General features: G+C 66.5%; 14 protein-coding genes. 10 read left to right on the top strand and 4 right to left on the bottom strand.

The window, feature by feature from the left end; translation table 11 throughout:
- Positions 1–11: 11 nt before the first annotated feature.
- From HBA54_RS24345 to HBA54_RS24315, 7 genes are read left to right on the top strand one after another with little or no spacing between them, the layout of a single operon-like run.
- On the top strand, positions 12–746 hold the full coding sequence (locus HBA54_RS24345; protein WP_167229762.1) for a GntR family transcriptional regulator: 735 nt from the start codon (positions 12–14) through the stop codon (positions 744–746).
- A gap of 3 nt (positions 747–749) precedes the next feature.
- Entirely contained in the window at positions 750–1,811 is a 1,062-nt protein-coding gene (locus HBA54_RS24340) for an ADP-ribosylglycohydrolase family protein (protein WP_167229759.1), read from the top strand.
- A complete protein-coding gene (locus tag HBA54_RS24335; protein ID WP_167229756.1) occupies positions 1,808–2,788 on the top strand; it encodes a PfkB family carbohydrate kinase in 981 nt (326 codons plus the stop codon). Before HBA54_RS24340 ends, HBA54_RS24335 begins: the two co-directional genes overlap by 4 nt.
- 50 nt (positions 2,789–2,838) lie before the next feature.
- Complete coding sequence (locus tag HBA54_RS24330) at positions 2,839–3,900, top strand: ABC transporter substrate-binding protein (protein ID WP_167229753.1); 1,062 nt, start codon at positions 2,839–2,841, stop codon at positions 3,898–3,900.
- A gap of 33 nt (positions 3,901–3,933) precedes the next feature.
- Positions 3,934–4,806, top strand: coding sequence for an ABC transporter permease (locus HBA54_RS24325; protein ID WP_167229750.1), 873 nt, complete (start codon positions 3,934–3,936; stop codon positions 4,804–4,806).
- Positions 4,803–5,594, top strand: a complete 792-nt coding sequence (locus HBA54_RS24320) for an ABC transporter permease (protein WP_167229747.1) — start codon at positions 4,803–4,805, stop codon at positions 5,592–5,594. The genes HBA54_RS24325 and HBA54_RS24320 overlap by 4 nt, the downstream gene beginning before the upstream one ends.
- A complete protein-coding gene (locus HBA54_RS24315) occupies positions 5,594–6,649 on the top strand; it encodes an ABC transporter ATP-binding protein (RefSeq protein WP_167229744.1) in 1,056 nt (351 codons plus the stop codon). Before HBA54_RS24320 ends, HBA54_RS24315 begins: the two co-directional genes overlap by 1 nt.
- A 21-nt stretch (positions 6,650–6,670) precedes the next feature.
- Here the strand turns inward: HBA54_RS24315 and mltA are convergent, their stop codons facing one another.
- Together mltA and HBA54_RS24305 are read right to left on the bottom strand one after the other, a co-directional pair.
- Positions 6,671–7,930 (bottom strand): murein transglycosylase A, encoded by a 1,260-nt coding sequence (mltA, locus tag HBA54_RS24310; protein WP_322096110.1) that lies wholly within the window; start codon positions 7,928–7,930, stop codon positions 6,671–6,673.
- Positions 7,931–7,943: 13 nt separating this feature from the next.
- A complete protein-coding gene (locus HBA54_RS24305) occupies positions 7,944–8,663 on the bottom strand; it encodes a Tim44/TimA family putative adaptor protein (protein WP_167229741.1) in 720 nt (239 codons plus the stop codon).
- Positions 8,664–8,786: 123 nt separating this feature from the next.
- Here HBA54_RS24305 and HBA54_RS24300 point away from each other — a divergent pair, with 123 nt between their 5' ends.
- The 3 genes from HBA54_RS24300 to secB all read left to right on the top strand — a co-directional run bounded on the left by HBA54_RS24300 (position 8,787) and on the right by secB (position 10,588).
- Positions 8,787–9,383 (top strand): FxsA family protein, encoded by a 597-nt coding sequence (locus HBA54_RS24300; RefSeq protein WP_167229720.1) that lies wholly within the window; start codon positions 8,787–8,789, stop codon positions 9,381–9,383.
- Positions 9,380–9,925, top strand: a complete 546-nt coding sequence (locus HBA54_RS24295) for a histidine phosphatase family protein (RefSeq protein ID WP_167229717.1) — start codon at positions 9,380–9,382, stop codon at positions 9,923–9,925. Before HBA54_RS24300 ends, HBA54_RS24295 begins: the two co-directional genes overlap by 4 nt.
- Positions 9,926–10,042: 117 nt before the next feature.
- Positions 10,043–10,588 carry a protein-export chaperone SecB gene (gene secB, locus HBA54_RS24290; protein WP_167229714.1) on the top strand — a complete coding sequence of 182 codons (546 nt, stop codon included), beginning with the start codon at positions 10,043–10,045 and terminating at the stop codon, positions 10,586–10,588.
- Between the two features lie 29 nt (positions 10,589–10,617).
- Here the strand turns inward: secB and dnaQ are convergent, their stop codons facing one another.
- Positions 10,618–11,292, bottom strand: coding sequence for a DNA polymerase III subunit epsilon (dnaQ, locus tag HBA54_RS24285; protein WP_167229711.1), 675 nt, complete (start codon positions 11,290–11,292; stop codon positions 10,618–10,620).
- Complete coding sequence (coaE, locus tag HBA54_RS24280) at positions 11,292–11,930, bottom strand: dephospho-CoA kinase (RefSeq protein WP_167229708.1); 639 nt, start codon at positions 11,928–11,930, stop codon at positions 11,292–11,294. Before coaE ends, dnaQ begins: the two co-directional genes overlap by 1 nt.
- Positions 11,931–11,936 lie beyond the last annotated feature (6 nt).

Below are 11,936 nucleotides of genomic sequence, written 5' to 3'. Positions count from 1 at the left end.
AGGTTTGGTCAGTGACGCGTAGAAAGTTGGCAACGACGAACACGCCCCCGGGGGCGGCAAAGCCCGAGCGGATCGCCTCGGCCCTGGAAGCGGAGATCCGCTCTGGCCGGCTTACCTACGGCGAACGCCTGCAGAGCGAGCAGGAGCTGGTCCGGCGCTTTTCGGTCAGCCGGACCACGGTCCGCAAGGGCCTTGAGGAGCTGTCCAGCAAGGGCCTGATCATGACCCGGATGGGTGTCGGCTCCTTCGTCACCTTCAACGGCCAGACCATCAACGACGCGGTCGGCTGGTCGCGCGCCCTCGCCGATGCCGGCGCCGACGTCAAGACGCGCACCCTGCGCATCGAAGTGGTCGACGAAGCGGAACTGGCCGAGCTGCTGAGTGTCCAGGGTCAGACCTTCATCGCCATCGACCGCCTGCGCAGCCTTGCCGCCGGCGGCCAGGCCATCTCCATCGAACGCAGCCGCGTGCCTTTGCTGCCGGCGCTGGAGGATCTTCCCCTGCGCGGCCTGCGCGACGGTTCCCTGCACGAGACGCTGCGCGCCGCCGGGCTGGTTCCCGACCACGGCGAGGAATGGGCGGAACTGCATCGCCTGAACGCCGAAGACGCCGCGCTGCTGGGCTGCGAAACGGGCACCGCCTTCCTGCGGACGCGGCGCCTCGTGCGGGCGGCGGACGGCCAGCCCATCGAACACGTGGCAAGCCTGCTGAACCCCGACTTCTTCGCCCTGCACCTGGAGTTCTGAGCGATGGCGCCGGCACAGCAAGGAGCGGACCGGGCGACAGACCGCGCAATTGATCGCGCTTTGGGGGCTCTGATGGGCGGCGCCCTGGGCGATGCCCTGGGCATGCCGACCCAGACCCTCTCGCCAAGGGAAATCAAGGAGACCTTCGGCCGGGTGACCGATTTCGTCGCCCCGAGGGACGACCATCCGGTGTCGCGGGGCCTGCCGGCCGGCACCGTCACCGACGATACGGAACAGACGCTGCTGCTGGCCAAAACCCTGCTGGCGTCGGAAGGCGCCTTCGACGACCGGCGCTGGGTCGAAGTGCTGGTGGACTGGGAGGCGGATGTAAAGGCGCGGGGCAGTTACGACCTGCTCGGCCCCTCCACCAAGCGGGCGATCGATGCCATCCGCAGCGGGGTGCCGCCGGCGGAGGCGGGGCGCTACGGCGATACCAATGGCGCGGCCATGCGCGCTGCGCCGGTGGGGATCATCATGCCGCCGGAACCCCTGGACGGGTTGATCGCCAAGGTGGCGGAGACCTGCCGCGCCACCCACAACACCTCCATCGCCATCGCCTCGGCCTCGGCGGTCGCCGCTGCGGTCAGCGCCGGGATCGGCGGCACCGGCTGGCGGGGCGCTTCGGCCCTGGCCGTGAAAGCCGCGCGCCACGCCGGTCAGCATGGGCATTGGGCCGCCGGCGCGGACATCGCCACGCGCATTGCCTGGGCCCTGAAACTGGTCGACGGCCGCGACCGCGATGATGCCCTGGAACAGGTGATCGCCCTGGTCGGCACCAGCGTCGCCGCGCAGGAGTCGGTTCCGGCGGCCTTCGCCGTGCTCAGCCTTGCCGAAGGCGATGCCTGGCAAGCCGCGGTGCTGGGCGCCAACCTGGGCGGCGACACGGACACCATCGGGGCCATCGCCGCCGGCATGGCCGGGGCCTGCGGCGGCTTCTCGACGCTGCCGGCCGATAAGGTTTCGCGTCTTCGGGGCATCGATCTTGGCGAGGTCGAGACGCTGGTCTCCGCTCTGATTGACCGGCGTCTCGGCGACCAGAGGCAGCGCATGACGGCCGCATCATGACCGCGCCGCGCATGCTGCATATGGGCGGCGCGGTGGTGGACTATGTCTACCGCATCGCCGCGCTGCCGCCGCGCGGTGGAGAGGCCGTTGCCGGGGCCCACGCCAGGATCGCCGGCGGCGGTTTCAATCAGATGTGCGCCGCCCGGCGCAACGGCCTCGCCGTTGCCTATGGCGGCGGCCACGGCAGCGGGCCGGATGGAGACTTCCTGCGCGCCGCCCTGACGGGCGCCGGGATCGAGGTCCTGCTGCCCCGCTCAGCCACCATCGATAGCGGCAACTGCGTCGTGATGATCGACGAAGCGGGCGAACGCAGTTTCGTTTCCTGGCCCGGGGCCGAGAGCCGCCTGAGCGACGCCGAGCTTTCGGCGGTCCATCCGCAGCGGGGCGACTGGATCGTCGTCTCGGGCTACACCCTCAGCTACGCCGACAGCCGCGAGCCACTTCACCGCTGGCTCACGTCCCTGCCGCCGGACCTGCCGGTGATCTTCGACCCCGCCCCGGTGGTCGCCGCCATTCCCGAGGAGATCCTTCACGCGGTCCTGGCCCGAGCGACCTGGGTCAGCGCCAACCTGGCCGAAGCCCGGGTGCTGACCGGCGAGAACATCCCCGAGCGTCAGGCCGCCGTGCTGCTGGAGCACCACTGTCCGGCCGCCGAGGGCATCCTTTTGAGAGCAGGCGCGGAGGGCGCCTATCTGCAGCAGCGCGGCGAACCGCAGACACGGCTGCCGGCCTTTGCCGTGGAAGCCGTCGACACCAACGGCGCCGGCGACACTCACCTGGGGGTCTTCGTCGCCGCGCTGGCGCGCAACGAAACAGCCTGCGACGCGGCACAGCGCGCAAACGCGGCAGCGGCTATCTCCGTCACCCGTTTCGGCGGATCGGCCGCACCGACCGGGGGGGAGATCGATACATTCCTGGCCGGCCAACAACCCGACGCGCCGAACGCGGCCCCACCAAAGACAGTCCAGAATCAATGATGCCAAAAACACGACCGGAAACAGGATCAGAATCAAGAAAGGAACAGGGAATGCGTAAGATGAACCTGAAACATATCGTCTCGGCCGCCGCCCTCGCCGGCATGGTGACGGCCGGTGCCGTTCAGGCCGACGAACTGCACGTCCTCAATTGGAAGGGCTACGGCACCGACGAGGCCTGGGCGACCGCCGCCTTTGAGGCGAAGACCGGCCACAAGGTCATCCACGACTATTTCAATTCCGAGCAGGAGATGCTCACCAAGCTGCGCACCAACCCCGGCACCTATGACGTGGTGATGATCAACGCGGCCTTTACCGGACAGGCCATCGACGAGGCGCTGATCCAGCCCATCGACGTCGGCAAGATTTCCAACGCCGCCGGCCTGGCGCCGGAGATGGCCAGGTCCGAACTTCTCAACGCCGAAGGGGCCGCCTACGGCGTTCCCTGGGTCTGGGGCGTGACCTCGGTCGCGGTGAACGACAAGGCCTTCGATGCGCCGCCGAGCAGTGTCGAGGTGATGTGGGATGCCGCCCACAAAGGCAAGGTGGTACTGCGCGACGACGCCCTGGAGGCGGTGCAGTTCGCCGCCCTGGCCAGCGGGCAGAACATCAACGACATCAAAGATCTCGACAAGGTGCGCGACAAGCTGGCCTCGCTGATGCCGCAGATCCGGACCTTCTGGAGCTCGGAGAACGACTGGAACCAGATGGTCGCCGCCGGCCAGATCGATGTCGGCACCTACTGGAGCGGTTCGGCCTCGCGCGCCAAGACCAGTTTCAACCTGCCGGTCACCTTCGTCATTCCAAAGGAGGGCGCCATCGGCTGGCTTGACGGCCTGTCGATCCCGGCCGGTGCGAAGAATGCCGAGGGCGCCCATGCCTTCATCGACTTCATGATCGCGCCGGACTTCTACGTCGAGTGGGATCAGAAGGTCGGCGCGCCGGTCTCGGCCAACCTGGAAGCCGTGGCGGGGCTCGACGAGACGGCTTTCAATCGCGCGGTACTCGGCGATCCCGCGGTCGCCGCACGCATTCAGTTCCAGAAGCCGGTCTCCGACGAAGACCGGGAAAAGTACCTCAAGCTCTGGCAGGAACTGAAAGCAAGCAGCCAGTAACGGCCGCAGAGGCGGAAAGGGGGAGAGGCCATCATGACAGCGGCACCGCCGCCGGGCGCGCAGCATAGTCAACTGCGCCCGGCGCTCCCCCTGCTGCTGCCCGCCTATCTCTGGCTGACGCTGGCCATCTTCCTGCCGCTGTCGGCCATGGTCTTCTTCAGCTTCATGACCGATCTGCCGCTCGCCGACCGGTCATGGGCCATGACCCTCGGCAACTACGCCGCCTTCTTCGAAACCGACCTCTATGGCCGCCTGCTGCTGCGCTCTCTACGGCTCGGCCTCGAGGTGACGCTCTACTGTGTGCTGATCGGTTTTCCCTGCGCCTATGTACTGGCAAAGGTCCTCAAAGGGCGCAGCCGCGAGGCGATTTTCCTGCTGGTCATCCTGCCGTTCTGGAGCAACGGGCTGGTGCGCATCTTTTCCTGGGCGATCTTTCTGCGCGGCGGCGGCGTGATCGACAGCGCGTTGAATGCGGTGCTGCCCTTCGAGGTCTCCGTCGACCTCATGTACTCCTACCCGGCGGTGATCATCGGGCTGGTGCATTCCTATCTGCCCTACATGGTGCTGACCTGTTATCTGACCTTGCAGGCCATCGACGACTCCTTGATCGAAGCGGCCCGCTCCCTCGGCGCGTCCAGGCTGACGGTGCTGCGGCGCCTGATCGTTCCCCTGGCCATGCCGGGGCTGATCGCCGGGGCGGTGCTGATCTTCGTGCCGGTCGTCGGCTCCTTCATGGAACCGCGCATCCTCGGCGGGCGCAGCGGCACCTTCTACGGCACGGTGATCGAGGACCAGTTCGTCGCGGTCTTCAACTGGCCGCTGGGCGCGGCGCTGTCGTTCATCCTGCTGGCCGTGGTGCTGGCGGTCCTGGCGCTGGCGGCGCCGGTCCTGAGGCGGCAGACATGAGGCTCTTTCCGCGATTTCTGAACGGCGCGGGCCAGCTTTACGTCGGCCTGGTCCTCGCCTTTCTCTACCTGCCGATCTTCATCATGGTGCTGATGTCCTTCAACGCCTCGCCGTTCTATCAGCTGCCGATCGACTGGTCGGCCGGCTGGTACACGGCGCTTGCCGGCAACAGCCAGCTCATCGCCGCGACCTGGAACAGCGTCACCATCGCGCTCACCACCACCGCCATCGCCACCCTGCTGGGCACCGCCGCCTCCCTGGCCCTCTACCGCTATCGGTTCCGGGGCAAGAAGCTGCTGCAGGCCCTGTTGTTTCCGCCCATCGCCATTCCCTGGCTGATCACAGGCACCGCCATGCTGATCTTTTTCTTCGCGGTCGGCATCGGCCGCGGGCTGCACGCGATCCTGCTGGGCCATGTGGCACTGGCCCTGCCTTACGTGATTGTCGTGGTCTCCGCCCGCCTGCAGACCTTCGCGCCGGAGCTGGAGGAGGCGGCGCGCTCCCTCGGCGCCAGCCAGTGGCAGGTGACGCGCCGGGTAACCCTGCCCTGGATCGCGCCGGGTGTGATCGCCGGAGCGCTCTTCGCCTTTGCGGTTTCCTTCGATCAGTTCGTGGTCTCCTACTTCCTGTCGACGCCCGGGCAGACAACCCTGCCGGTGGAGATCTACGCGGCGATCCGCAAGGGCTTCACGCCGGAGATCAACGCCGTGTCGACCATCATCATCGTTCTTTCCATGACGCTGATGCTGCTTACCGCGCGCTATTTCCGTTTCGGGGGAGAAAAGTAATGGCCGAGGTCACCGTGCACGGCGTCTCGCGTTTCTTCGGGTCGCATGCCGCCCTGCAGGACGTTTCCATCGACTTTCCCGACGGCGGCTTCTACGGCCTGCTCGGCCCCTCCGGCAGCGGCAAGACGACCCTGCTGCGCATGATCGCGGGTTTCGATTTCCCTGACGCCGGCGCCATCGCCATCGGCGGTGAGGACGTTGCCGCCCTTCCCGTGCAACGCCGGCGCATCGGCATGGTGTTTCAGAACTACGCGCTGTTTCCCAACATGAGCGTCTTCGACAACATTGCCTTCGGCCTCTCGGTACGCGGCGTCGCCCGCAAGGAGACGCGGGACAGGGTGGAAAAGGCGGTCGATCTGGTCCAGCTCTCGGGCCTCGGCGCGCGCCGCCCGCATCAGCTCTCCGGCGGCCAGCGCCAAAGGGTGGCCTTGGCCCGGGCAATCGTGACGCGCCCACAGGTCCTGCTGCTCGACGAGCCCTTGTCGGCACTCGACAAGTCCTTGCGCGTGGGCATGCAGATCGAACTGAAACGCATCCAGCGCGAAGTCGGGATCACCACGATCTTCGTGACCCACGATCAGGAAGAAGCCCTGACCATGAGCGACCGCATCGGCATCCTGCGCGACGGGCGGCTGGAACAGGAAGGACCACCGGCTGAGATCTACGACAACCCGGCCAGCGAATTCGCCGCAACCTTCCTGGGCGATGCCAACATATTTCGGGGAACGGTGGACGGGAATACGATCCACCTCGCCGATGGAACCTGCCTGCACTGCCGGGAGGCCCTGCCCCCCGGCACCCGGGCAGCCTGTGCAGTGCGGCCCGAACGCATCATGATCCGATCCACGGCCGGGCCCGTCGAAGCAGCAGCCATGAACAGCCTGCCGGCCCGCATCACCAAACGCATCTTCGCCGGCAACAGCATTACCTATCTGCTCAACTGGCAGGGCGAGACCCTGAAGGCTTTCGCACAGAATACCGGCACGACACCCTTCGACGAGGGCGCGGCAGTGACCCTTCACTGGGCGGTCGAGAGCACCATCCCACTGAGCTAAAGCGGACTTTGTGGGTAAGCCTCAGCTCGCCCTCTGCCGGCGCTCGGCGACGGCCTTGGGGAGGAGCAGGTAGTAGACGCCCTTCTGCTTCATGCGCCCGGCCTCGGCGAGCGCTGCTTCACCGGAGCCCCAGAAGAAATCGCCGCGCACCGCGCCCTTGATGGCGCTGCCGACATCCTGGGCGACCATCAGGCGGCGCAGCGGCTTGTCGGTTGCCGGCCAGGTGGTGTCGAGGTAGAGCGGCACGCCGAGCGGCAACAGCTTGGAATCCACCGCCAGGCTGCGCCCGGGGGTCAGCGCCACGCCCTGGGCGCCGATCGGCCCTTCACCCACGATCTCGCGAAAGAAGATGTAGCGCGCATTGCGCTGCATGATTTCCTGGGCGCGCGCCGGGTTGGCACGCAGCCAGTCGCGGATCGACTGCATCGAGGAGTCCTTGCGCGAAACGATGCCTTCGTCGATCAACGCGCGCCCGATGGCATAGAAGGAATGGCCGTTGGAGCCGGCGAAGCCGACCCGGGTGCTGCTGCCGTCGGGATAGATGACGCGGCCCGAACCCTGCACATGCAGGAAGAAGACATCCACCGGATCGTCGGCCCAAAGCAGCTCGGCGTTCTGTCCGTCCAGTGCGCCGGCGTCGATTTCCTTGCGGGTCAGATAAGGCAGCAGGCGCCCGTCGCGAACCTGGCCGACCAGGCGCTCGCCGCGCAGATCGGCGCGGAAACGCCCGAGATCGACGGTCACCAGATCCTTCGGCAGGCGGTAAAGCGGGGTGGCGCCGGGCGCCGCCGGATCGCGGGTGCCCTTCAGCTCGGCCTCATAGTAGCCGGTGAAGAGACCTTCGCTCTGCCCGGCGTTGGACACGGCGAAAGGCTGGAAACTGTTCTCCAGCAGGCGGCGCAGCGCGGCGTCATCCTGGCCCCCGGCTTGTCCCTGGGCCTGTTCCAGGGCCGCACAGGGCGCGGCCCAGTCGGCCACCTGACCGGCCAGGCCGTCAGGGCCGACCGCGCGCTCGCCCGGCTGGCGGGCCAACCTGCCACAGGATTTCAAAAGGGCCGGCAGAGCCTCCGACACCGGATCGCTCGACCATCCCGGCAGGGCGTCAAAGCCGACCGGCGTCAGCAGCAGGGACGGTGGTTCAGGCGGCACAACCGTTTCCGGCGGCGGCGGCACCTGTTCGACGGCTTCCTCGGGCGGCGCCTCGCCGTTGCAGGCGGCCAGCACCACCACCAGCGCAAACGACAGGCCTGTGGGAAAAAGCCGCCTGCCGCCCCAGCTCACCCCGAGCAGCCGCTTAATTGGGGCTGCGGGTCGCAACCAGGGCCCAGTTGGGGTCGCGGCTGCGGGTGTTGCGGGCGAAAGTCCAGATATCGGTGATCTTGGTCACCTCATTGGGGTCGCCGTCGACGATGCGACCTTCGGAATCACGGGTCACATTGACCTGCTCGGAGACGAACTTCACGGTCACGAAGGCGCTTTTCTGCTGCATCTCCGCCTCGATCAAGTCCACCGAGGTAATGCCGATCAAGGTTGTTTCCAGGCTTTCATTGCGACTCTCGCGGTCCTTGATGGCGCCGTCGAAATCGCTGAAGACGTCGTTGGCCAGCAGCGGGCGCAGGGATTTGCTGTCGCCGTCGGCAAAGGCGGCGACGATCATTTCAAAGGCGCCGCGCGCGCCGCCGACGAACTGAACAGGATCAAAATCCCGGTCCGCCAGCCTGATCTGGGTGATCCCGGCCGCCAGGGGACTGTCGTCCATGGCCGCTTCGGCCGATTCCGGTTCACCCTGCTCAAACAGCTCGTCCTGGGAAATCCGCGGGCCCTTGCCGCGCTCGGGAAGCTGAACGACCTTGTCGTCCTCGCCCTCAGCGTCGTTCGGACGCGGCTTGAAGGGATCGAAATCCGGTTTTTCCTCATGGCCGGTGCGCTTGCCGAGTACCGAACGCAGCTTGAAGATAAAAAATGCTGCGACGGCAGCGAGGATGACTATTTCTATGAGGCTGCTGTCGCTCATCTACTTCGCAATCTGTAAGACAAAAGGCGGAGGGCGGCCGTGAAACCCCTGAAGTCCGCCGCGGCTGGCCTCACCGCATGGTTTATGGGCATTATGTAGGCAACTGGTCAAGAAAGAGCAAGTATGGCCCTTATTCTGTTGGCTGTCTTTATTGGGCTGCCCCTGCTGGAAATCGCCGTGTTCATACAGGTAGGTGGTGCCCTGGGCATCTGGCCGACCATTGCCGCGACCGTGGCGACGGCCCTGGCCGGCAGCCTGCTGCTGCGCGCACAGGGCCTGGCAACCCTGGGGCGGGCCCGGGCCCAGATGGATCGGGGCCAACTGCCGGCCCACGAAATGTTCGAGGGGATCTGCCTGGTCTTTGCCGGCGCGCTGCTGCTGGTCCCCGGCTTCGTGACCGACGCGATGGGCCTGCTGCTGTTTCTGCCGCCTTTCCGCGCGTTTCTGCGCCGCGCCGTCGGCCGGCGGCTGGCCCAGCGGGCCGCGCGCGGCCAGGCCCGGGTTTTCGTCGACGGACAGGAGGTCAATCCCAACACCTGGGGCAAGGACAGCCACAATAAAGGCCGCCACGGCGGCCCCGGCGGCATCATCGACGGTGAGTTCGAGGAATTGGACGATTCCCCGGGCGATCCCAATGACAGTGGCAAACCCAAGAACAAACCGGGTAGCGGGCCCGGCGCCGAAAACGGGCCCGACGCGCCAAGGAGGCTGGAGCCTTGATCCTCGTTCGTCACGGTCAATCCCACTTCAACGTCCATTTCGCCAAGACCCGCATCGACCCGGGCATCGTCGATCCCGGCCTGACCGAAGAGGGTGAACGCCAGGCGCAGGCGGCTGGCGAAGGCCTGACGGGCCAGGGCATCAAGCGGATCGTCGCCAGCCCCTATTGGCGCACGCTTCATACCGCGGAAATCATCGCCGAAACGCTGGGCCTGCCGGTCGCCATCGACCCGCGGGTACGCGAACGCTACTTCTTTACCTGCGATATCGGCAGCCATCGAAGCGACCTCACGGCACGCTGGCCGGGTTTCGGTTTCGGCGATCTGCCGGAGCGCTGGTGGCCGGAAGAGGAAGAGACCGAAGACGCCCTGGGCCTGCGTTGCGCGGACTTTCGCAGCGCCATGCTGGAACAGGGCCGCTGGGACGGTCTGCTGATCGTCAGCCACTGGGGCTTCATCCGTGGGCTGACCGGCGAAGCCGTCGGAAACGGGGTCGCCCTGCGGTTCGACCCCCATCAGGGCGCGGTTTCCGCTGCACTCTAGAGAAGCGTCAGCTCAGACAGTCCGGCGTCAGGCCGGCAACCGGCCCGGCCCGGCAGGCTTTGTTGTAAGGGGCGGCAATCCGTGATAGCCAAGCGCCCAACACAAGAGGAGGCGTAAATGGCCGAGGAAGCCGCGCAAGCACCGTTGACCATCAACTCTCAGTACGTGAAGGATCACTCCTTCGAGAACCCCAATGCGCCCGGCATCTACGGCTCCATGCGCAAGGAAAGCCCGCAGCTCAACGTCAATGTCGAGGTGACGCCGGGCCATCTGCAGGGCGACCTCTACGAGGTGACCCTGGGCCTGCGGGCCTCTGCGATGATCGGCGAGACGACGGCCTTTCTGGCGGAACTGGACTATGCGGCCGTGGTCACCATCGCCAACAACCTGGATGAAAAAGTGCGCGAGCAGATGCTGATGATCGAGGTGCCGCGCTTCCTTTTCCCCTTTGCCCGCGCCATCCTGGCCGACGATACCCGCGACGGCGGCTTTCCGCCGCTGATCATGAACCCCATCGACTTCGGACAGATGTATATGAGCCGCAAAATGGCCCAGTCCGCTGAGAATCCGTCGGGTGAGGGCGAGTCCGGCGAAGACGAGGCTGGCGAAGATGGGGGCGAGGCCGCGGCGGAAGAAACAACCCCGGCCAACGGCCAGGCCTAGATCGCTATCGATCCGGCGTCACTCCGGCATCACTGGCGCCAGATCGGATCGGAGAGTTTGGCCAGCATCGCATCGTGGGCGGCCTTCTCGTCGTCGGAAGCGCTGTGCGGCCGGGCAGGCCGGGCCGCACGGGCAACGGACTGAGCGGCGCCGCCGCGTTGCTGTTGCTGACGCTCCAGCGTCAGACCCGGCTGGCGGCCGCCGGAAAGCTCCAGATAAACCTCAGCCAGAAGCTCGCAGTCGAGCAGCGCGCCGTGAAACGTGCGCGCGGAATTGTCGATCTCGAAACGGCGGCAGAGTGCGTCCAGGTTCACCTGGGCACCCGGAAAACGCTTGCGCGCCATGGCCACGGTATCGATGGCACGGTCACTGGGCAGCGTCGTAAGACCAACGGCTTTCAGTTCGGCGTTCAGAAACTTCATGTCGAACTGGGCGTTGTGGATCACCAGCTTGGCATCGCCGATGAAGTCCAGAAAGGGCTGGGCGATGGCGGCGAAGAGCGGCTTGTCGGCCAAAAATTCGGCGCTCAGGCCGTGAATGCGCTCCGCCTCTTCCGGCATGTCGCGCTGGGGATTGATGAATTCGCGGAAGGTGCGGCCGGTGGGCACATGGTGCAGCAGTTCCAGGCCGGCGATCTCGACGATGCGGTGGCCGGCGGCCGGGTCCAGGCCCGTTGTCTCGGTGTCGAGAACGATCTCACGCATCAGGAGTATCTCCCAAAGAGCTTGTGCAGAGGCGGCGGCGCGGCGGCGGCGCGGCCTTTCATCACTGTGACGATGCTGCGCAGCTGTTGCAAGGCATGGGCCTTGTTGAGCCCGGACTGCACGACAAAGTCGGCACGGCGGCGCTTCTCGGCATCCGGCATCTGCTGGGCGAGAATGGCCTGAAAGCGTTCCTCGGTCATGCCGGGCCGGGCCATCACCCGGGCGCGCTGGGTCGCCGCCGGCGCCGAGACCACGATGACCGCATCGCAGATCTTTTCGCCGCCGGTTTCGAACAGCAAGGGAATATCGAGCACCGCCAAAGGCCGCTGCAGCCGGGCCTGCTGGGCCAGGAAGGCACGGGCGGAGGCACGGGCCAGGGGGTGCAGAATCGCTTCCAGACGACTCAGCGCAGCCGGGTCACCCAGCACCTTTGACGCCAAACGGGCGCGATCGACAGCCCCCTCGACAACGACGCCCGGAAAGGCTGCTTCCACCGCCGCCACGGCAGCACCGCCCTTGGCCATCAGGCGATGCACCGCGGCATCGGCATCATGGACCGGCAGGCCGAGGCGCCGCAGCATGGCCACCGCGGTGGACTTGCCCATGCCGATGGAACCGGTGAGGCCGATGACCAGCATCGCGCC

This window comes from Pelagibius litoralis (assembly GCF_011683915.1).
Classification (GTDB): domain Bacteria; phylum Pseudomonadota; class Alphaproteobacteria; order Kiloniellales; family Kiloniellaceae; genus Pelagibius; species Pelagibius litoralis.
The sequence above is the reverse complement of the archived record's forward strand: the minus strand, read 5'-3'. Positions and strand labels throughout refer to the sequence as shown.